Source organism: Aquirufa sp. Wall-65K1 (genome assembly GCF_054558475.1).
On sequence record NZ_JBPXKD010000004.1, the window covers coordinates 228,626 to 250,604 of the forward strand.

Sequence of the window (21,979 nt, forward strand, 5' to 3'; positions counted from 1 at the left end):
TTAGTTTTTATTTTTGGTATAGGCTTTTAACAAAGCTTCTGCCTCGGTTGTTAATGGGCTTTTTGGGAAAGCCTGAATGAAGTTTTTTAAATTATCTTGGTAGCTGGTATATTCCTTTAGGCCACCATAGCAAAGCGCTTTTAAAAATACGACTTTATCTTCTAAGTTACTACCCGGAAATTGTTGTAAGATTTGCTGACATTGCCGCGAGGCTTCAGAATAATTAGTAGCCTTAAATTGAGCAAAAGCTAATTCATAGGCTTTTTGTGCCGCTAATTCATTGCTTTCTGTTAAACTACCATTTTCAATTTTCAATATTAATTGTTTGAAATAGGCAGTTGGGAATCGATCAAATAAAACACTGCGGTAGTTTTTTTGCTCTGGAGAATCTTTGACAGTACTTAGATATAAAAGATACAGGGCTTCCGCCTCATGGCTCGTGGTGGGGAAATTGGTCAAAAGCTTTTTTAATAATTTGCTAGCCTCTTCTTTTTCACCCAATTCCAATCGGACAAATTTGCCTAGCTCAAACAAGGCATCTTCTTGTCGTTTTTTTACTTGGGCGATTTGTTCTACACTTTTTGGTATGGTATTCAACCAAATTTGTAAGGAATCAATTTGGGCTGGATTATTGCTATTTACTTTGGTATTCTCTGTCGAAGTATTCGTTGTGTTTTGGGTTAAGTCCACAATCCGATTCGTCAGGTTATTATTTTTATTTTTTCGATTCCAAAAATCTTCTAAAGTTCTTGGTCCCCATTTATTGGTAAATTCCTGTTGACCTTGCATTCTTGCTTGGTCATTATGGAAATAGAAACTTTGTTGTTCTGGGCTAGGAGCTCTTCGTGTATAGACTACATTACTTACTGCAGCCATGGTTTTGCTTTGTAAGGAATCTGCTTTCCTTTGTTGCCTTTTTTGTTTCTTTTGGTAAAGTTCGCTTAAGTCAGCCAGCGACATTTGGCTTAAATTTAGTAAGGAGTCTTGCTGACCTACGGTTTTACTTAGTTGCAAATAAGTTGACCAAGTACTTTTTAATTTTTGCGTAGCGCTGTAGGACGGATGATTAGGCGATAAATAGGTGGCTGCACTGTCATAATATTTTGCCGCCTCATCAAAACGTTTTAATTGCTGGGCAAATAGATTAGCCAATTGTAGATAAAGTTCCCCGCGATCGCCAGCACTTTTTCCTCCTTTTGTCCAATAATCTTTAGCTTTCTCAAAATCCTTATTTTTAAAATAGATTTCACCTAAAGCCGAATATAAAGCGGGTACATGATCTTGATTTTTCGGCTCCCGAATCATTTTTTCTAATTCTTCTGGGGCATTGTTCAGTTTATGAACTGCCAGGGTAGCATTGAATTGTAATTCATAACTGGCTTTTGATTTTTTACAAGCAGCATAATTTTCCAAAGCTAGTTTGTTTTTACCTTGGGATTCAAATAACTGACCAAGAATAAAATACAAGCGGGCTTTTTCTTCCCCAGAAGAAAGGGAAGGAAGTGTTTCCTCCAGTAAGGCAATCGTGGGGATTATTTCATTTTTACTTTGATGGTAAAAGGCCCTTGAAAGTAAATAATTATTTTTTTGACTTTGGTTTAAGTCTAAACTTTGAATGAATTCACCGACCTTTTCGGCCGAAACAAAATCATGCTGATGGATGTAAATTTGGTATAAATGAATCAGAGAGGTACTTTGGGAACGCGGGTCATTGTCGATTGAGTTGACAAATTTGAAAGTCTCTAAAGCATTTTTATAATCTTTTTTGATGTACCTACCCCAACCGATTAAGGTATAGGCATCATCGATATAATTGGAATTTTGGTGGCGGTCGATGACTAAAGAGGCCTTTTTGATTACCTGATCAATGTCCGAAGCATGTTGTTGGCCAAAGGTTGAGTCTACCTTAGGAATAATGGGTAATATGGATTTGTAATCTTCTTTGCGCTCCTCCCAAAATTTCTTTTGTATGGTTTTTTTTAGTCGATCCGCCTGCCAAATCGCATTATATTTGGCATTTAGGTTATGAAAAGCGACGGCAGCTGGTTTCGTGCTTTGTTGAGAACAAGCACTCACTAGGGCTAATAAAGCAAGAAGCCAATAACGTCTTATCATGTGGGAAACCAAAATTGTTCAAATTTACAATTTATCTCAACGAAAAAGGGATAAATTTAGCATGGCTTTACGATTAATTTAATTCAAATACATGAACTCTTACCAAAAATTCATTGGAGCGGCCTTTCAAATGTTGGTTACCATCCTATTAGGGGTTTGGTTAGGTCGATATTTGGATGGGTATTTTGAATTGGATAAACCCTGGCTGACCATCGTTTTTTCCTTGGGTTCCATCATTTTTTCCATGCTTGGTTTGATTCGCAGTTTGCCAAAATAATTGCGATTTAGCTCGATTTATAAGCCGAGATATTTCTGTAAATTGCTGAGATTTTTCATATTAACTCCATTTTTCCGTGTTCGAGGGTCGTAGACAAATTCTTTTGTTGTTCTTTATCATCATTGGATTGGTGTTTTTAGGGAAGTTATTTTTCCTTCAAGTGATTGATGATAGTTATGAAAAGGCGGCTGATAATAATGCCATTCGAAAAATCATTCAAATACCCTTTCGAGGTGAGGTATATGACCGCCATAATAAGTTGATCGTCTACAATACCCCTGTCTATGATTTGTACATTACTCCTAGAAAGGCGCATGTGCGTGATACCTTACAATTTTGCCAGCTTTTTGGTATCACTAGGGCTTACTTTGATTCTACTTGTAAGCAAGCCAAAGCTTATTCTCGGGTGAAGCCATTTTTATTTTTGAAACATTTATCGAAAGAGGATTTTGCTCGGGTTCAGGATGCCATGGTCGATTTTCCTGGATTTACCTTTACCACTACGGCATTTAGAACTTACCAATCTAAGGCTTTCTCAAATGCCTTAGGCTATGTAGCCGAGATTAATTCCAATTCCTTGCAGAATCAAAAAGACGACTATTACCGCCAAGGCGATTATGTAGGAGTTTCCGGCATTGAAAGTTTTTATGAAGAAGATTTACGAGGGCAAAGGGGGGTTAAATACCGAATGGTTAATAGTAATGGTGTAGAAAAGGGAGATTTTAAAGAAGGGCGATTGGATATTCAACCAATAGCAGGAAAGAATTTATTTACGGGTGTGGATATTCGCTTACAAGAATATGCGGATAGCCTTATGCAACATAAGGTAGGTTCTGTGGTTGCCATTGAGCCTTCTTCGGGAGAGATTTTAACCATGGTTTCGGCGCCATCCTATGACCCTAGTTTATTAGCTGGACGTAATTTCTCCAAATATTATCGGGATTTGGCCTTGGATCCCATGAAGCCTTTGTTGAACCGACCACCTTCAGCCTATTATCGGCCTGGATCAACCTTTAAATTGATTCAAGCTTTGGTGGGTTTACAATTAGGAATCATCACACCTGGAAGTGTTTTTACACATGCAGGAGCCCCGGTGAAATGCCATGCCCATAATACTTCGCATAATGATTTACATAATGCCATTCAATGGTCTTGTAATCCTTATTTTTATCATGCTTTTCGAAAAATCTTGTACGAGAATACCCAAGGTAATACCTTTGAGCGCTCGGCTCAAGGATTGCAGCGGTGGTCTGAACTAGTGGCCAATTTTGGTTTTGGAAGAAAATTAGGGGTTGATTTAGGTAATGAGAAAAAAGGAATCTTGCCCAATGTAGAGTATTATAATAAAGTGTACAAAGGGGAAAATACTTGGAAGTTTTCCAATATCTATTCCTTGAGCATTGGGGAGGGAGAGTTAGTGGTCAATCCCTTAAAAATGGCCAATGTAGCTGCTATAATTGCTAATCGGGGATGGTATATTCCTCCTCATTTAGTTAAGGCCATTGGAGACAATAAAGTAGTGGATCCATTTTATAAAACCCCTGTTTCTGTTGGGATAGATGCCAAACATTTTGGTGTGGTTATTGAAGGTATGAAGGATGCTGTTTTGCATGGTACGGTAGGTAGTGATGGTCGAATTCCTGATATTGTGATGTGCGGTAAAACAGGTACATCTCAAAATGCTAAAGGAGAAGATCACTCCGTTTTTATAGCTTTTGCTCCCAAAGAGAATCCGAAAATTGCCATCGCTGTTTTTGTTGAAAATGCTGGTTTTGGAGGTTTTGCAGCGGCACCAATCGCATCCCTTATTATTGAGAAATATTTAAAAGGAAAGGTAGATAGAAAGGCTGTGGAGGAGAAATTTATGAATAAAAGTTATCTTCCCAATGTGTTATCCGTCACAGGCCCTAAACCTCAAAAACCTAAAAAAGATACCCTAAAATGAGTAACCAAAATCAATTAGTGAGTAAGGTTGATTGGATTACCGTATCTCTGTATGCCCTTTTTGTATTGGCAGGCTGGATGAATATTTATTCTGCCGTATATAATCCAGAGACCCATTTATGGATTTTTGACGCTAAATTTTATGATTCCAACGCAGGAAAACAATTGATTTGGATAGCGACTAGTCTTATTCTCATCATCTGTATATTTGCCATTGATTTTCGCTTTTTCGAAGCCTTTGCCCCCATTATATATGCTGGTTTTATTGGATTATTGATATTAGTGCCCTTTTTAGGTGTCACCATCAATGGTTCTCATTCATGGTTTAAATTTGGGTCAATTACCATTCAACCAGCGGAATTTGCCAAAACGGCTACGGCTTTACTATTAGCAAAATACATCAATGAACCTCAGGTGAATTTATCCAAATGGAAAAACCAATGGTTTTCGGCTGCCATTATTGGCCTACCAATGTTGTTGATCATTGCTTCCAATGAAACTGGTTCTGCTTTGGTATTTGCTTCCTTTTTAATCTTACTTTATCGAGAAGGCTTACCCGGTGAATACCCTGGATTATTCATTGGCTCTGTAACCATATTTGTCTCAGCCTTGCTTTTGAGTCCATGGACCATTTTAGCCACTTTAATTGTCATAGCAGGCTGTATCATAGCACTTTCTCCCATTTATATTCAGCGTTTAAAACAAACTTATGTCAAGGCAGCCTTATTTATTGTGGGTATAATGTTCATGGTGTTTTTGGTAGACTTAGCTGTTAATAAAGTTTTAAAAGAGCATCAGCGTAATCGCATCAAAGTATTGATAGATCCATCTTTTGATCCAAGGGGTTTAGGTTATCAAGTAACTCAATCCAAAATAGCTATCGGATCAGGAGGCTTTTGGGGAAAGGGCTATCTTCAAGGAACACAAACTAAATTTGATTTTGTACCAGAGCAGAGTACCGACTTTATTTTTTGTACGATTGGTGAAGAGCATGGTTTTTTTGGGGTTATGGTGGTGATAATCTTGTTTGTGGTCTTTTTATGGCGACTCATGTATTTGGCCGATCAGCAACGTTCTCGTTTTGCTAGGGCCTATGGATATGGGGTGGTTGGGATTTTGTTCTTTCATTTTCTAGTGAATATTGGAATGACCATTGGTTTAATGCCCATCATGGGAATCCCATTGCCTTTTTTTAGTTATGGTGGTTCTTCCCTTTGGTCATTTACCATACTATTGTTTATATTTCTGAAATTAGATTCTCATCGTTCAGACATGCTTTCGCGTTAATAACCTAAACCTATGATAGAAGAAAAACTTAGTTCTAAAGCCAAACTTTTAATTGCCGTAGCTGCCCTAGGCTATTTTGTGGACGTTTATGATTTAATCCTTTTTTCGGTCGTTCGAAATCCTAGTCTTAAAAGCTTAGGACTCGTAGGTCCAGAATTATTAAATCAAGGATTAAACCTGATGAATATTCAAATGGGTGGAATGTTGTTGGGCGGAATTTTATGGGGAATTTATGGGGACAAAAAAGGCAGAAAATCGGTCTTATTTGGTTCTATTTTATTGTATTCCTTGGCCAATGCTTTAAATGGTATGGTACATGATTTGGATACCTATGCTTGGTTACGATTTTTGGCTGGGATTGGATTAGCAGGGGAGTTAGGCGCGGGTATAACCTTGGTCAATGAAACATTACCGGCTTCAAAGCGTGGGATAGGTACATTGATTATTGCTGGCGTAGGGGCTTCTGGAGCTATTTTTGCCCCTATCGTTTCTAATTTTAGTACTGATCCAGAATGGTGGAGAACTTGCTATTACATAGGAGGAGGAATGGGATTGGCATTGTTGCTATTGCGTTTAGGAACTTTTGAGTCAGGGATGTTTTTAGAATTAGAAAAAGATGTAAAAAGGGGGAACTTCTTTCAATTATTTTCGCATACTACGATTTTCAAGAAATACATCTACTGTATTTTAATGGGACTTCCCATTTGGTATATCATTGGTATCTTGGTTTTTTCCTCCCCAGAGCTCTTGCAAACAATGGGACTAAAAGGGGTAATAACAGGGGGCGATGCTATCATGTATTGTTATTTGGGTCTTTCAGTTGGGGATTTTGCCAGTGGATATTTGAGCCAATTTTTAAAGAGCAGAAATAAGGCTGTCATGACCTATTTGATCATTGCTTGGGTATTAACGATTTACTTCTTGTATGGTATGTCAGACATATCGGTGGTTTATGGAAATATCATGATCACCTTATTAGGCTTTTTTGGAGGCTATTGGGCGGTATTCTTGACTAGTTCATCCGAGCAGTTTGGGACTAACTTACGCATGACGGTGACGACCACGGTGCCTAATTTTGTGCGTGGAGCCTTGATTCCGATAAGTCTATTGTTTAAATTTTTGATACCAAGTGTTGGCATGGTACATGCCGCAACCATCGTTGGCGTTTTATGTTTTTCCTTATCGATTTGGTCGGTAAGTCAGCTTAAGGAAACTTTTGGTAAATCATTGGATTTTATAGAAGAATAATGGCTTTAATCTCTCGGAAGAAAAACCTTTATCGGATTAATAATCAGTTGCGGCGCTACCTACATAAGTATGGTCGAGAGTATTCTATGAATATTAGTTATCAGGATTTGCTTCGATATGACAATGCCATCACCCTATATGATAAAAATGGGCATGACACCTTGTGGGAAACTGTTTTTTATTCTCCTGCGGATCAGGAGGAAGTGCACGAATCCCTGAAAAATATTTATGCAGATTTAAAGACGGATGGAAATGAGGGGGTAATTAAGCACTTGGTCATTGATCGAGTGGACTATTGTACCTATGGAAATACGCATCCATTTCGAATTCGAATCGTTAATAAGGTCAATGATATTTTTGATTATTTCTACATCAAAGTGGCGGATGCTTCCAGGGTGTATGGTTTAGAATTGGAGCATATTCTGTCTCCCAACCGAATCAATTATGTGACTTATGATAATACCTTGGTGGAGGAGCATATTGCTGGGGTCCCCGGGGATGTTTTTCTAAAGCAAGATTTAGAAAACGATTTAGAGTCGCCTATCAGACTGGCCAAGGAGTTTGTTAAGTTCAACGAGCGTTGTTTGGTACAACTTTTAGGCGATATGCATAGCACAAATTATGTGGTTATTACAACGCCCGATTTTGATGATATTTATTATCGAATTCGCCCAATCGACTTCGATCAGCAATGTTATGAGGGTAAGCGGTCTGTTTATTTACCTCAATATTTCAAACAAAACAACCGTTTGGTAGAGCTGGGAATGAAATTTATGACACCTGAATCCGTTTGGCAATACCAAATTGAGGAAAGGTCGATGATTGCAAGCCGACTAAAATCGGAAAGCCAACGCGTCTATGATTTAATGACAGTCATGGCAAAAGATGAAATTGCTCCGGTGGAAAACATGGAACAGTTGCGCTTGGAATTAGCCAGGCATTACAATGATGATCGTTTTTTAAACTGCAAAACCATGGGTGAAATTGTTTGGAGCAGTTTAGAATTGGTCATGCGGCATTAGGCTTTTTGGTAGGCGGCTAGCGCCATACAGGAAAATCCTAGGATGAAGGATAGTCCTCCAATAGGAGCCACGGCTCCCCAAATATTTTGTTGGGTAATGCAGATTAAATACAGGGCACCAGGGAAAATAAAACAACCGGCCAAGGTAAAGTAGGAGGCTAATTTCAAAAAACGGTTTCCAGAGTTAATTTGCCAGATACCTAATAGTAATAGGGCTAAAGCACCATACATTTGGTATTTAGAAGCGGTTTCAAAGGTGTCTAGTCTTTGAGTCGACAACAAATAAGCTTTCCAGGCATGAGCACCAAAGGCGCCTATGGCAACTGAAAGGGCGGCTAATATAGATCCAGCAAGTAAGCAAAAACGTTTCATGAGAAAGGGATAAAAAAAGCCTTGATGAACAAGGCTTTTAATTTATGAGGCGAAAGAAACTTTTAAATCATTTAGTTTCCGTCGGATAGAATCATCGACTTGTTTGTCTCCAACACGTAGGATAAACCCACCGATTAAGGATTCGTCAATGGATTCATGTAATTGAACATCTTTTCCAGAATATTCTTTAACGATGGCAATCACTTTATTACGCTGTTCTTCTGTTAAGGCAGAAGAGGTAACGACATCGGCTTTTTGAATTCCTTTGTACGAAGTATATAATTCAATGAATTGTTTCGCAATTGCAGGTAAGAATTCTTCTCTGTTTTTACGTGTAATAATTTCAAAGATAGAATAAGACACAGCGTGAAATTTATCTTTGAATAATTTACTCAAGATAGTCATTTTAGTGCCGTGCTTGATGATTGGGCTTTTAAATGCTAGCACCAATTCCTTACTGTTTTGGCAGGTTTCTTGGAAGCTCACCATATCTTGGTAAACATCTTCCACCACCTTTTTTTCAATGGCTAAATCTAGCAAAGATTTGGCATAACGGTGGGCAACAATTAACTCAGACATTTGATCAAATTTAAGGTGTTGCTTCTTATTTTAATGTGACATCAGCAATCCACTCAGAAACTAATTTCTCTTGTGCAGCTTTGTCTTTCAATTGGCTTTTTAATACTTTTTCAGCTAAGTCAAGCGATAAGCTGGCTGCCTCTTTGCGAATTGAAGCTACAGCAGCTACTTTTTCTTGTTCAAAAGCTACACGGGCTTTTTCAATTTCTTGATTAGCAGCCGTTTGGGCATCCAATTTAGCTTGAGAAATCATGGCATCAGCTGCTTCTTTAGCCTGCTTGATTAAAGCATCACGCTCAGCGCGGGCAGAAACTAACAATTGCTCATTACCTGCTTTAAGTTCGGCCATTTCTTTCTTTGTTTCCTCAGAAAGTTTGATCGCTTGGTCAATGGACTCTTCGCGCTCATGTAATGATTGAATGATGGGTTTCCAAGCAAATTTTGCTAGGAGAAAGAACAAAATTCCGAATACTAGAATTTGCCAAAAGATAAGTCCAAAATCTGGGGTAATTAACTCCATACTTGTGTATAATTAAGATGTTAGAATCTTCTTAAAAACGCAATTTGGCGCCTAGTGCGACCAAATTGCGTTTGAAATAAGTTAAGTCATTTGCCAAGGCTAACCCGAGGCATAACTTTGGGTTGAATTACTTTAAAGTAACCAACAAACAAATTACTGCTGCGAAAAGAGCAACCGCCTCAACGAAAGCAGCTACGATCAACATCGCACCTTGGATTTTTCCTGATGCTTCTGGCTGACGAGCGATAGATTCCATAGCAGAACCACCGATGTTACCGATACCTAAACCAGCACCAACTGCAGCTAAACCAGCTCCAACACCTGCAAGACCAGTTCCTACAGAAACTTCCAATAAAATTGATAAAAGAGACATACTAATTGGGTTTATGAATAAAAATTAAAATACAAATTCTAGTGATGGTGCTCTTCAATAGCTGCACCAATGTAGGTTGAAACCAACATGGTGAAAATAAAGGCTTGAATGAAGGCCACAATCAATTCAATCACGTTCATAAATAAGGAGAACGGTACTACGGCAATTCCTAATGCTGAATTTTCAAAAATAAAGATTAGGGAAACTAAACTCAATAAAATGATGTGACCCGCGGTCATGTTTGCGAACAAACGCACCATTAAGGAGAATGGCTTCATGAAAACACCCACTATTTCAACCGGAGTCATAATCAACAACATCCACTTCGGCACACCTGGCATGGCAAATACGTGAGTCCAATAGGTAGCTTTACCATTTAGGTTAGTCACAAAAAATGCAATGATGGCTAATACCGCAGTTACCGCAATATTTCCAGTTACGTTGGCTCCTCCTGGAATTAAGCCCAACATATTGTTGAACCAAATGAAGAAGAAAACAGTCAATAAATAGGGCATAAAGCGACGATAATGTTTTTCGCCGATATTGTTTTTGGCAATTTCGTCACGGACAAATATGATGATGGGCTCAAATAATGATTGAACGCCTTTAGGTGCACGGTGAGGATTTTCTTTGTATGTTTTGCCAATTCCGATGAAAATACTTAGCAATAAAACAGCGGAGATTAACAAGGAAGCCACATTTTTGGTGATGGAAATATCATAAACTTGTTCTCCATTTTCCGCATGTATCTTACCATGTTCTAGTTTTAAGCCTTGGTAAGGAACTTCTTCATGATGTTCGTTTTTGAAATTGGAAGAAGAAAAAATCTGTAAACCAGCTGATTGAGTATATACAATACAAGGAAGCGGAACAGTTGCATGGAAATGTCCTATGGTGAAGAAATGCCACTCATGCTCATCAGCAATGTGATGTAAGATCATTTTACCTGCATCGAACTTCTCTTCTTGCTTTGGAGCATGCTCGGCCGCCTCGGCTGCTACTGGCTCATTGGCCCAAGCAGAGAAACTGAAAAGGGAAATGAATAATCCGAGGATTATATTTGAAAAATACACTTTTTTGAAAATGGACTTACCCGACATCTTAATGCTCGCTTTTACTTGAATTTCTTTGAATAATAAAGCTAATTCGTTGATTAGCTGGATGTAGAAAAGGATTTTTGTGACTTTTGGCCTAGGCCTTTTCTAAAAACGTCGCAAGTTACGAAGCAAACCAATTATTTCAAAATTTGTACTACATAAATAGAGTACAAAAAAATTCCCCACAAATAAGATCATTTCTGGAGTTCCTACATATCCAAAAACTCCGATGAAAATGAGACTTGCTATGAACCGAATGGCTAGTGAAGCCATGTGGAAGGGGATGAATTTCTCTCGGTCATTTTTCCAACCGATTTGATGAAGGGCATGACTTAAATAGGCCAAAAAGAAAAAGAAGGCCCAGATGAATTTAACATCGGGATGCAACCATTCGGCCAAGCTACTATGATGGACACCCCACAGCACTAATCCCAAGCCGCCGTAAAAACTAAGTAATTTTAGCATGCTGCAAATATCCGAATTAAGTCTTAAAAAGTGGTTTCATTGACTACTAATTTGTACTATTATCAATTTACAGATAAAAATTATCAAGAATAAATTGGCGAATTCGCTAGGCTGAATTTAGCTTTGCTACCCTTTAAATTTGTCAACTTTAGATTTGTCAACTTTTCAAAAGTTGACAAATCTCTCCGAAAAAGCGATAATTTTGGAATTCTTCCATTTCATCCTTTACTTTGTATTTCCAAGTCAATCGCAAAAGCAGCATTGATTTATAAAGAAGAAGGGAGAGACTAGGCTCAACGAACTTCTGGCAACCAGTTTTAATCGACTAAGGTGCTAACTCCTACCCCAGGCAAATGCCTGTTTAGGGAAATATAAACGAATTGTACATGCAAGCTGAGTTTCATCAATTTCATTCTTCCTCTTCTTTTGCGCTAGAAATGGGTGGCGTTCTTCCTTCCATTCAATTAGCCTATGAAACCATGGGTAAATTAAATGCCGCAAAAGATAATGTGGTCTGGGTATGTCATGCCTTTACCGGTAGTCATGAAGTCTCTGATTGGTGGCAAGGCTTGGTTGGTTCAGGTAAATTATTTAACCCGGAAAATCATTTTATCGTTTGTTGCAATATATTAGGTTCACATTACGGTTCTACTGGGCCGCTTTCTACCAATCCATTAAGCAATGAACCTTATTACCATAGTTTCCCCACAGTCACCATTCGAGATGTTGTCCATAGTTTTGACCTGCTCAGAAAGGATTTAGGCATTGATCGGATTAAAACGTGTATCGGTGGTTCTTTGGGTGGTCAACAAGCCCTAGAATGGGCCATCATTCAGCCTGATTTAATCGAGAACCTTATATTAATTGCCACTAATGCCGTGCATTCTCCTTGGGGAATCGCTTTCAATGAATCCCAAAGAATGTCCATTGAGGTGGATCCTACCTGGAAAGAATCTCAACCAAGAGCTGGAATTGAAGGAATGAAAGCCGCCAGAGCAACCGCTTTAATTTCTTACCGTAATTACGAAACCTATCAAATCACACAGGCCCGACAAGAAAACTCGACGGGAGAATCGCTTCGTGCCATATCTTACCAGCGTTACCAAGGTGAAAAACTAGCTGGCAGATTTAATGCCTATTCCTATTATATTTTGTCAAAAATGATGGACTCCCAAGATGTGGGGAGAAATAGAGGGGGAGTTATCAAAGCATTGAAGTCGGTAAAGTCAAAGACCTTAGTCATTGGTATTAAATCAGATGCTTTATTTCCTATTGTGGAGCAAGAATATTTAGCCAAACATATTCCTGGAGCATCTTTCCAAGTAATCGACTCTCTTTATGGCCACGATGGTTTTTTAATTGAGAGCGGTTTGATGACTAAAGCCATTCGTTTATGGCAAAAACTGCTTCGTTTGGAAGTGAATCCCATGGCCGACTTTTTCAAGGAATTAGAAATTAGACATATTTCTTACGCTTCGTAATCATGAAATTTAACAACCAAGTTGTTTGGATCACCGGTGCTTCCTCAGGCATTGGAGAGGCCTTAGCGCATGCCTTTGCTCAAGAAGGTGCTCATCTCGTACTGTCCGCTCGCAGGGAGTCAGAATTACAAAGAGTAGCTAACCAATGTCAAACGTATGGACATAGTGTTTTGGTCTTGCCTTTTGATATGGTTCAATTGGAGCTGCATGATGCCATGCTAGAACAGGTCTTATCTACTTTTGGGCGAGTAGACATCATGGTACTTAATGCAGGAATTAGTCAGCGATCTTTTGTAGAGGACACCCAATTCGATGTCTACAGGAAATTATTTGAAATCAATTTTTTCTCGATTGTGTCTCTGACTCAAAAACTATTACCCGTTTTTAAAAAGCAGGGTTCAGGTACCTTCGTACCTATTGCATCGGTTGCGGGCCGAATATCCACTCCAAGAAGGGGGGCTTATGGAGCTTCCAAACATGCCCTAATTGGTTTTTTTGACGCTGTTCGTGCAGAAGTTCATGATCTTGGGATCAAGGTTTGTACAATTTTACCCGGATACATCAAGACCAATATATCCTTACATGCCATGAATGAACATGGCCAAGCTTATGGAAAAATGGACCCTAACCAAGCGAAAGGTCTAGACCCAAATATTACAGCGAAAGGGATAGTGCAGGCCGTTTTTCTACAAAAAAATGAATATTTCATCGGAGGAAAACTGGAAGCGCTTGGTTTGTTTGTCAAGCGCCTCAGTCCATCTTTATTATTTTGGATGATCCGTAAAATCAAAAATACCTAAGCTACAACTTCTTTTTTTTCACTGAAGAAAAGAATAAATAAAACCAGTACCAAGCCAGCTATGGCTGCAGGAACCATCCAGACTGCCTGCCAGTTATGTACTCCATTAACCGTATAATGGTCCAAAATTATTCCTGATAGTTTGGAGCCAATGCCCATTCCAACCCCGTACGTGGCAAGTGTAATCAAACCTTGGGCTGAATTTTTTACTTTTTCCCCCGCTTTTTGATCGGTATAGATTTGACCTGTCACAAAGAAAAAATCGTAACAAACTCCATGTAGAATAATGCCCAAGAATAAAATCCATTCAGAACTTATTCCATCTCCATAACCGAAGCACAGGAATCGGATAACCCAAGCTATCAAACCTACAATCAACATCTTTTTAACACCTAAACGTGTAAAGGCTACAGGAATTAATAACATGAAAATGACCTCAGATGCTTGACCAAACGACATTTTGTTCTCTACATTTTGCATGTGAGAATCTGTTAATGAAGGATTGGCTAAGGCATAATAAAAGGATAGCGGAATGCAAATTAAAATAGAGGAAACAAAGAAAATGAGGAAGGATCGATCCTTGAAAAGTTGTAAGGCATCGATTCCTATGATTTGTCCAATGGATGAATTTTTGTCTGCCTTGGGAGGAGTGTCTGGTAGAAAGAACGCATAAATTCCCAAAATAAAAGAACTTATCATGGATATCTGAAATATAGCTACCTGATCTCCTAAGGCCAAAAAACCGATGATATTGGTCACAACAATCCAGGCCACTGTTCCCGTTACTCGAATACTAGGAAACTCTTTTTCTGGATTATTCATTTGATTCATCGCGATGGAATTAGAGAGCGCTAGGTTTGGAGCAAAACATAGCGTGTAAGCTAGGATATACCAAAAGAACGTTTCTGGGTCTTTATTTTGACTCAAGAAATACAAGATTATACCCCCCAATATATTTAAAACCCCCATTACTTTTTGGGCAGAAAAAAAACGATCGGCAATTAATCCAACAAAAAACGGAGCGCTAATACAGGCAATTGAAAAAGTAGTATAGGCATTTCCTACTTGATCTCCCGTGGCATGTAAGGTGGTTAATAGGTATTTACTCATTTGACCATACCATGATCCCCAAGAAAAGAACATGAGAAACATCATGGTCATTAATTGAATTCGAGTGCTGTTTTTCATTTTAGCGTGTTTTGAGTGAGCCAAAAATACAAATTTGAATGAATTTTACTTCTTTTAGAAAATAATTTTTAGCCTCTATTGATGATTATTTTGAACTCTTCTAATAGCTTTTTCCCATTTTTTTTATTTAAAGGCTAAAATTTTAAACACTAAAACAGAAAAATGACAAAAATATTTCAAAAAACAGCTAAAATAGTCATTAAGTAACTATTTAACTCAAAATCTTAAGTATTTGATTTTCAGTGATATTTGTTGTTAGTTTGGCCAAAATTCAGGGAAATTAAAGCGCTCATGGATTTGTGTTACATGGAATTGAATTTTATTTTTTTGATTTCGGCTAGGCCAACGGGTAATTTTCAAGGATCAACCTTTTTGTTTATGGCTCTGTTCGCGGTCATTGCCCTAGTACTTTTGGGTGTTGGCGGAAGATTATACCAAAAACGGAAAGCATGGATTGAACACAGTAAATTAACCTACGGGAGAGTCGTAGAGATTTCTCGTCGATATGCCCGCGGAGACCATGCCGGTCGTTTCCCAATTTATTTTCCAATCGTTTCATATCAAGTAAATGGACTTGAATTTCGTCGGGAGGCGGAAAGAGGTCTGATGAAAAATTATGAGATTGGTCAGGAAATACCAGTTCGATATTTATCTGAAAAACCGTATGAGGCCTCATTAAACGACCAATCTGTACCCGTTTTGAGCCCTAACGTATTTTTTATTCTTGGTTTACTGATGCTGCTTAGCGCGATTATTTTGTCAGTAATACATCCCTAATTTTTATTTTTAAAATCTTAGTTTGTAATTTGTAACTCAAATTATTTAAAGAACCATGGAAACTACTATTGCCAAGGAAAAGAGTGAATTCAGAAATTACGAGCAAGGAGATATTACAGCTGCAGTAAAAGAGCATTATAGAAAGATGCGTTCGCGTCAAACCTATGATTATGTTCAAAAGATGAAGAAAAAGTATTTGACTTTTGAACGTCCGATGGATTTATGGGAAATGATGGAGCGTTTGAATGCTTTGGTAGACGTCAGTGATCCAGATTTAAATCTTCCCAATGTAATCCATTTATTGCAAACAGCAGAAGGTCTTCGTGCTGAAGGTCGTCCGGATTGGATGCAATTAGTAGGATTAATTCATGACTTAGGTAAAGCCATGTATTTATTTGGAAGTGATGAAGATGGAACCTCTCAAGCAGAACAATGGGGATTAGTAGGCGATGTGTTTGCCGTTGGATGTAAATTCCCAGATTCTTGCGTATATCCAGAATTCAATGCCTTGAACCCAGATTCATTGGTGGATTTATACAATACTGACTTAGGTGTTTATGCTCCAGGTTGTGGTTTAGATAATTTAGAATTGGCTTGGGGGCATGATGAGTACCTATATCAGGTATTGAAAAATCATAAGGATAACAAAATTCCTCATGCTGGAATGGTCATGATTCGTTACCATTCTTTCTACCCTTGGCACACTGGTGGTGCTTACAAGCAATTCATGAATGCTGAGGATGAGCAGTACTTAGCTTGGATCAAAGATTTTAATAAATACGATTTGTATACCAAATCGCCTAAAGTACCTGATTACAACGAGTTGAAGCCTTATTATGAGCCAATCGTTGAGAAGTATTTAGGTAAAGGCCCTATCTATTGGTAGTTCCTATTCGCTACAAATAATTAAAGGTAAAAAGAAAAGCCCAAGCATTGCCTGGGCTTTTCTTTTTACCTTTTGTTATGGAGTAAAATCTATTTTACCAACCATCATCTTTTTTCGGTTTAACTACTTTCTTACTCGTATTTGCTGGAGTTTTCGCTGCAGTTATCCCCGCTGATCCTTTTATTTGAACGTCATTGTCAACCCGACTAAAAACCCGACAAACAATTTTCCATTCGTCATTCACCTTCAATAAGCTCAACAAATCAATGTATTTGAAATCTTGAAATTCAAGTTCTACCGTAGCCGTAGCTGAAATTCCAGCATAGGAATAGGCCACTAATTTGGTCGTGGCTTTGGCTCCACCGGCAGGAGTATTGCGGATAAAGTTTCTAACCGGGAAATCTTGGATTTTACCCGTGCTTGCATTAAATGTTCGTAAAATGGCCGTTGAATGAAAAGCCTTGCCTAATAAAGCGGTATCGCCTTTAGTTATTCCATCTAAATAGGCATTGACCGTATTTTTGATGGCCTCGTCGTCTTGTGCCCAAGCCATCGTGCTAAAACACAGGCAAGCTAGGCAAGTGAGTAAAGTAGTTTTAATTTTCATGATTTTGTCGAATTAAATTATATCCCACCGGTAAATTCCATCGGTAGGGCTTCGCCTTTCATAAATAAAGCTGTTTTTTCTGGATATAGAATCGATTGAACGATATTAACTCTGCCCAAAGAATGGTTGGCCATATTTCCTAGGATAATAATGGCTGAATTATCTTTGGCGTTGTGTAAATAATAGTTTTTAAAACCATGCCACCAACCGGTATGGTAGGTAAGCCATTCACCATTATCTAACTGAGTCAATCTCCAACCAAAACCATAGTTTTTAGGCAAAACGTTAGGCGTGCGATGTTGCGGTGAAAAAGCTTCTTCCAAAGTGCTTAATTTGACAATGGATTCATTATTCAAGGCCATATCCCAATGGTGCATGTCATCTACGGTGGAGTAAATTCCTTTATCACCCACTACGCCATCTAAATGATCAAAACCTACCACCGCCGGCTGACCTCTTCTAGGAGAATATCCCGTAGCAGCCGTTTTTAGCATTTCCGGATGCATGGGGTCATAAACAAAGGTGTTGTGCATTCCTGCTGGTTCGAAAATGTGCTTTTTCAAATATCCACGGAAATCTTCCCCACTTAAACGTTCTACGATGTAGGCTAGTAGTAGGTAATTCGTATTGTTATAACTGAACTTGGCATTAGGACGATAATCGATTCGAGGTTTTAAACGAATCATCATATCAACAACCATTTTATTAGTCAGTGGGCTTTTCTTATTGTAGAATTTATCCAAACAATAGGCATAGTTAGGCAAACCCGAACGATGTGTTAATAAACTACGGATGGTTAAACTGGAATCGTATGGAAAGCCTGGGATATGCTGATAGATGGGATCATCATAATTAAGCTGATTTTTTTCCTTCAATTGCATGATGGCAACAGCAGTAAACTGTTTGGAAACAGAGGCCAACTGAAAATGGGTTTGCGTGGTTAAGGGGTTCTTCGTGAAGTAATTAGCAAAGCCAAAGGCTTTTTTATAAATGATTTTACCATATTGGGAAACAAGCACCACTCCATTGAACCCTGTTTTGCTATGTAATTTTTGAAAAAAAGTATCCAATTTGACAGCTTTCTGCTTTGCAACCGTTGGATTGTATAGGGAAGCAATGCTATCATTTCTTTTTTCTGTGGCAGAACTGAATTCAAAAAGGTGTCCTGGTTGATGAGAACAAGATAGAATCCCGATAAATGCACTTAGGGAGAATAAAAAGATGGATTTTGGGAGATTCAATTTCATGAACAGGTAAGTCTTTTTATGCTACACAATATAGTAGAAATGTATAGTTTTTTCAACTCAAAAGCGGTAAAAACCAATAAATTTGAGTGAAAAAGACTTATTTTTGAAAATCAGTCATCAAAAATGGGATTTATTTCAACTCTATTAAGGCATTTCATGCTATTGCTTCTTCGGCTTTACCAAGGAATGATTTCTCCATTTTTACCCAATGCTTGTAGGTATTCCCCCACCTGTTCTGAATATGCCAAACAGGCTTTACTTAAACATGGTATTTGGAAAGGAACTAAATTAGCTGCGAAACGTATCGCGCGTTGTCATCCATGGGGAGGCAGTGGTTATGACCCAGTTCCTTAAGGGGGAATGATTAAGAAAATGTAATGTTATGCGCTTACTTTTATATTGTAGTGTAATTTCTTGTTTACTGTTTTCATGTTCGAACAAAGAAGAAACGCTTTTTGAAGAATTGCCTGCATCTGAAACAGGGATAGATTTTGCCAATAATATCAATGATAGTAAAGATTTTAATATTTTCAATTATCGAAATTTTTACAATGGAGGGGGAGTTGCCATCGGTGATGTGAACAATGACGGATTATCTGATTTGTTTGTAAGCTCTAATTTAGAAGACAATAAATTATACCTCAACAAAGGCAATATGCGTTTTGAGGATATTTCTAAACAGGCAGGAATAGTTGGGAAGAAATTTTGGTCTACCGGAGTCACATTTGCTGATATCAATGGCGATGGTCTGATGGACATATATGTTTGTAATTCAGGTTCTCTCGATTTGAGGGGTAATCAGTTGTATCTAAATCAAGGGATTAAAGCCGGAATTCCTCGCTTCAAGGAAGTGGCCAAAGAGGTAGGATTGGAAGATGGTGGTTTTTCTACCCATGCAGCCTTTTTTGACTATGACCGAGATGGGGATTTGGACATGTATTTGTTGAATAATAGCCTGACGCCCTTTGGTAAGTTAGGATACACCAACTCCCGAAATCAACGGGATAAATTGGGGGGAGATAAATTGTTTAGAAATGATTCGGAATTAAGTAATTCGATAAAATTCACGGATGTTTCTGAATCAGCAGGGATTTTTGGAAGTTTAATTGGGTTTGGCCTTGGAATAACCATTGGCGATGTCAACAATGATAATTGGCCAGATATCTACATTTCCAATGACTTTTATGAGCACGATTATCTGTACATCAATCAGAAAAATGGAACATTTAAAGAGGATATTGTCAACGAAATGCCTCATACAAGTTCAAGTTCCATGGGGGCGGATATTGCTGACATCAATGATGATGGTTTTTTGGATATTTATGTGACCGATATGTTGCCCGGAAATGATCAACGCCTTAAAACTACGAGTACATTTGAAGGGTATAATTTGATGGAATTGAAGTTGAAACAAGGTTTTTGGCATCAATACATGCGAAATAATTTACATCTGAACAATGGCGACGGGACCTTTAGTGAAATTGGACAATTAGCCGGAGTTCATGCCACCGATTGGAGTTGGGGAGCCTTGATTTTCGATATGGATAATGATGGCAAAAAAGATATTTTCGTAGCCAATGGTATCGCCAAAGATTTAACTGATCAGGATTTTGTTGATTTTTTAGGGGATAGAAGAACCGTTCAGCAGATATTAAAGGGAGTCAAGTTTGATTACAAGGATTTGACAGATAAAATCCCTTCTGTGCCTATTCAAAATTATGCCTTCAAGAATCTAGGAGATTGGAATTTTGTCAATCAAGCTGATGCTTGGGGACTTGGTGGGCCGGGTTTCTCCAATGGTTCAGCCTATGGGGATTTAGATAATGATGGTGATTTGGATTTAGTGGTTAATAATGTCAATGCTCCTATTTCAGTTTTTAAAAATAAAAGTACTGAGCAGCTAAAAAACCATTACTTAAGGATTAAACTTAAAGGGACAGCAAAAAATGTCAATGGTATAGGTACAACCGTTACCCTATATCAAAAAGGGGCATTGAAGGTGCTCCAACAGATGCCTAATCGAGGTTATCAATCTTCAAGTGATCATCAATTAGTTTTTGGACTAGGCCAATCCGCGATCATAGATTCCATGAAAGTAGTTTGGCCAGACGATGCCGTTCAATGGATTCTTAATCCAAAGTCGGATCAGCAGCTAGTTTTGGACTATAAAAATGCCCAAAAGCAAAGCGCAAATAAGGTCTTTAAAGCGGAAGTTTTGATAGCTGATATAAGCCAAGGCAATTTGAACTATCAACACCAAGAAAGTTTATTCAATGATTTTGATCGAGACGTTTTATTGAAACAAAAGTTTTCCACCCTTGGGCCAGGCTTGGCAGTAGGCGATGTCAATGGAGATGGTTTAGATGATTTGTATTTAGGGGGAGGAAAGGGGCAAGAAAAGAAATTATTTCTGCAACAATCCTCAGGTAAATTTGTCGAAAGAAGTAGCCCAGCTTTTGCTTCCGATGCAACTTTGGAGTGCTCTTATGCTCTTTTTTTTGATGCCGATAAGGATACAGACCTGGATCTTTTGGTGTTAACCGGTAGTAATGAATTTATCCCTAAATCACCAGAGTTAGGAGATAAATTATATATCAATGACGGCAAAGGAAATTTTAAAATAAGTACAGGTTTTCCTCAAATTCTAGAAAATGGATCTGTTGCTGCTGCCGCTGATTTTGATAAGGATGGGGACCTAGACTTATTTATTGGATCTAGGCTAATCTCCTCCAAATATGGTTTAAGTCCTTCGAGCAGTTTTTTAGTCAATGACGGACATGGGCAGTTTACGGAACAAAGTAGGCGATTTATGCCCGGTATCTCCGACTTAGGAATGGTAACCGATGCTGTATGGGCAGATATACAGGGAGATGGCTATCTTGATTTAATAGTCTCACAGGATTGGGGAGGTATTTTTATCTTTAAAAATTCAAAAGGGAAGCAATTGCTTTCAGAAGGGAACCTACCCAATTCCAGTGGATTGTGGAATACGATACATGCGGCAGATCTAGATCAAGATGGGGATGTGGATTTTGTTTTAGGAAACATGGGCTTGAATACTAAAATTCACGCCTCAGTAGAAAAACCGGCCATTTTAGACGTGAATGATTTTGATAAAAATGGCACATTGGAACAAATTATTTCCAGCAAATCTGAAGACGGAAATATTTATCCCATGGTATTAAAAGGTGAATTGCAAAAGGCCATTCCATTAATTAAAAAGAGGTTTACCACTTACCTGGACTTCGCCAATAAGACCATCCAAGATTTATTCACAGCTGATGAAAGAAAGGGTAGTATTCAAAGGCAAATTGTACGGACCGAATCAAGTTTGTTAATCAATGATGGAAAAGGAAATTTTACCTGGTCCAACTTACCCAAAGAGGCTCAGTTTTCTCCAATTAAAGCCATTGAAACCGCTGATTTTAATCGGGATGGGAATTTGGATATTCTTCTAGCCGGGAATTTCTTTGATGTTTTACCTGAATGGGGGAGATTTGATGCGGATTACGGTTTGTTATTATTAGGTAATGCCAATAGAATCTATACACCTAAAAAATCTAAGGAAACTGGATTTCACTATTCTGGACAAGTGCGCAAAATGTCTAAAATCCGTACGCGGGCAAATGGTTTTTCGATCCTACTTGCCAAAAATGCCGGAGCGGCGCAACTCTTTAAGGTCCATCAAAAATAATA

The 21,979-nt window shown here is 38.3% G+C and carries 21 protein-coding genes and 1 riboswitch; of the genes, 11 read left to right on the forward strand and 10 right to left on the reverse strand.

All coding sequences use genetic code 11. The annotated features are described in order from the left end of the window. A complete protein-coding gene (porW, locus tag ACST15_RS08355; protein ID WP_459454200.1) occupies positions 1–2,115 on the reverse strand; it encodes a type IX secretion system periplasmic lipoprotein PorW/SprE in 2,115 nt (704 codons plus the stop codon). A gap of 91 nt (positions 2,116–2,206) precedes the next feature. Here porW and ACST15_RS08360 point away from each other — a divergent pair, with 91 nt between their 5' ends. From ACST15_RS08360 to ACST15_RS08380, 5 genes are all read left to right on the forward strand, one after another. Further along, positions 2,207–2,392 (forward strand): AtpZ/AtpI family protein, encoded by a 186-nt coding sequence (locus tag ACST15_RS08360; RefSeq protein WP_459454201.1) that lies wholly within the window; start codon positions 2,207–2,209, stop codon positions 2,390–2,392. Positions 2,393–2,468: 76 nt separating this feature from the next. Further along, a complete protein-coding gene (locus tag ACST15_RS08365; RefSeq protein WP_459454202.1) occupies positions 2,469–4,337 on the forward strand; it encodes a penicillin-binding transpeptidase domain-containing protein in 1,869 nt (622 codons plus the stop codon). After that, positions 4,334–5,623 (forward strand): rod shape-determining protein RodA, encoded by a 1,290-nt coding sequence (gene rodA, locus ACST15_RS08370; protein ID WP_459454203.1) that lies wholly within the window; start codon positions 4,334–4,336, stop codon positions 5,621–5,623. The genes ACST15_RS08365 and rodA overlap by 4 nt, the downstream gene beginning before the upstream one ends. 12 nt (positions 5,624–5,635) lie before the next feature. After that, positions 5,636–6,871 carry an MFS transporter gene (locus tag ACST15_RS08375; protein ID WP_459454204.1) on the forward strand — a complete coding sequence of 412 codons (1,236 nt, stop codon included), beginning with the start codon at positions 5,636–5,638 and terminating at the stop codon, positions 6,869–6,871. Beyond that, positions 6,871–7,893, forward strand: a complete 1,023-nt coding sequence (locus ACST15_RS08380; protein WP_459454205.1) for a hypothetical protein — start codon at positions 6,871–6,873, stop codon at positions 7,891–7,893. Before ACST15_RS08375 ends, ACST15_RS08380 begins: the two co-directional genes overlap by 1 nt. Here ACST15_RS08380 and ACST15_RS08385 read toward each other — a convergent pair. The 6 genes from ACST15_RS08385 to ACST15_RS08410 all read right to left on the reverse strand — a co-directional run bounded on the left by ACST15_RS08385 (position 7,890) and on the right by ACST15_RS08410 (position 11,298). Beyond that, on the reverse strand, positions 7,890–8,264 hold the full coding sequence (locus ACST15_RS08385; RefSeq protein WP_459454206.1) for a DUF423 domain-containing protein: 375 nt from the start codon (positions 8,262–8,264) through the stop codon (positions 7,890–7,892). The two genes, ACST15_RS08380 and ACST15_RS08385, sit on opposite strands and share 4 nt — an antisense overlap. A 42-nt stretch (positions 8,265–8,306) precedes the next feature. Beyond that, entirely contained in the window at positions 8,307–8,843 is a 537-nt protein-coding gene (gene atpH / locus ACST15_RS08390) for an ATP synthase F1 subunit delta (protein WP_459454207.1), read from the reverse strand. Between the two features lie 25 nt (positions 8,844–8,868). After that, on the reverse strand, positions 8,869–9,363 hold the full coding sequence (atpF, locus tag ACST15_RS08395) for a F0F1 ATP synthase subunit B (RefSeq protein WP_109322162.1): 495 nt from the start codon (positions 9,361–9,363) through the stop codon (positions 8,869–8,871). Positions 9,364–9,490: 127 nt separating this feature from the next. Beyond that, positions 9,491–9,736: an ATP synthase F0 subunit C gene (gene atpE / locus ACST15_RS08400; RefSeq protein ID WP_109322163.1), complete on the reverse strand. Its 246-nt coding sequence runs from the start codon at positions 9,734–9,736 to the stop codon at positions 9,491–9,493. A 38-nt stretch (positions 9,737–9,774) separates the two neighbouring features. Beyond that, on the reverse strand, positions 9,775–10,836 hold the full coding sequence (atpB, locus tag ACST15_RS08405; protein ID WP_459454208.1) for a F0F1 ATP synthase subunit A: 1,062 nt from the start codon (positions 10,834–10,836) through the stop codon (positions 9,775–9,777). A 102-nt stretch (positions 10,837–10,938) separates the two neighbouring features. Further along, a complete protein-coding gene (locus tag ACST15_RS08410) occupies positions 10,939–11,298 on the reverse strand; it encodes a hypothetical protein (RefSeq protein WP_459454209.1) in 360 nt (119 codons plus the stop codon). A gap of 263 nt (positions 11,299–11,561) precedes the next feature. Then, positions 11,562–11,676: riboswitch (SAM riboswitch) on the forward strand. A gap of 8 nt (positions 11,677–11,684) precedes the next feature. Between ACST15_RS08410 and ACST15_RS08415 the strand changes: the two genes are divergently transcribed. Together ACST15_RS08415 and ACST15_RS08420 are read left to right on the forward strand one after the other, a co-directional pair. Continuing rightward, positions 11,685–12,779, forward strand: a complete 1,095-nt coding sequence (locus tag ACST15_RS08415) for a homoserine O-acetyltransferase family protein (protein WP_459454210.1) — start codon at positions 11,685–11,687, stop codon at positions 12,777–12,779. 2 nt (positions 12,780–12,781) lie between these two features. Continuing rightward, positions 12,782–13,579, forward strand: coding sequence for an SDR family oxidoreductase (locus ACST15_RS08420; protein ID WP_459454211.1), 798 nt, complete (start codon positions 12,782–12,784; stop codon positions 13,577–13,579). Here the strand turns inward: ACST15_RS08420 and ACST15_RS08425 are convergent. Beyond that, entirely contained in the window at positions 13,576–14,766 is a 1,191-nt protein-coding gene (locus ACST15_RS08425) for a nucleoside permease (RefSeq protein ID WP_459454212.1), read from the reverse strand. The genes ACST15_RS08420 and ACST15_RS08425 overlap by 4 nt on opposite strands. Positions 14,767–15,144: 378 nt before the next feature. Between ACST15_RS08425 and ACST15_RS08430 the strand changes: the two genes are divergently transcribed. Continuing rightward, complete coding sequence (locus ACST15_RS08430) at positions 15,145–15,543, forward strand: DUF3592 domain-containing protein (protein WP_459454213.1); 399 nt, start codon at positions 15,145–15,147, stop codon at positions 15,541–15,543. A gap of 55 nt (positions 15,544–15,598) precedes the next feature. Continuing rightward, positions 15,599–16,429 (forward strand): inositol oxygenase family protein, encoded by an 831-nt coding sequence (locus ACST15_RS08435; RefSeq protein WP_459454214.1) that lies wholly within the window; start codon positions 15,599–15,601, stop codon positions 16,427–16,429. A 94-nt stretch (positions 16,430–16,523) separates the two neighbouring features. Here ACST15_RS08435 and ACST15_RS08440 read toward each other — a convergent pair whose 3' ends face one another. Together ACST15_RS08440 and ACST15_RS08445 are read right to left on the reverse strand one after the other, a co-directional pair. After that, positions 16,524–17,036 carry a nuclear transport factor 2 family protein gene (locus ACST15_RS08440; protein ID WP_459454215.1) on the reverse strand — a complete coding sequence of 171 codons (513 nt, stop codon included), beginning with the start codon at positions 17,034–17,036 and terminating at the stop codon, positions 16,524–16,526. A gap of 17 nt (positions 17,037–17,053) precedes the next feature. Further along, positions 17,054–18,283: a serine hydrolase domain-containing protein gene (locus ACST15_RS08445; RefSeq protein ID WP_459454216.1), complete on the reverse strand. Its 1,230-nt coding sequence runs from the start codon at positions 18,281–18,283 to the stop codon at positions 17,054–17,056. Between the two features lie 156 nt (positions 18,284–18,439). Here ACST15_RS08445 and yidD point away from each other — a divergent pair, with 156 nt between their 5' ends. Then, entirely contained in the window at positions 18,440–18,637 is a 198-nt protein-coding gene (gene yidD, locus ACST15_RS08450) for a membrane protein insertion efficiency factor YidD (protein ID WP_459454217.1), read from the forward strand. Positions 18,638–18,665: 28 nt separating this feature from the next. Beyond that, positions 18,666–21,977 (forward strand): VCBS repeat-containing protein, encoded by a 3,312-nt coding sequence (locus tag ACST15_RS08455; RefSeq protein ID WP_459454218.1) that lies wholly within the window; start codon positions 18,666–18,668, stop codon positions 21,975–21,977. The last annotated feature ends 2 nt before the right edge of the window (positions 21,978–21,979 follow it).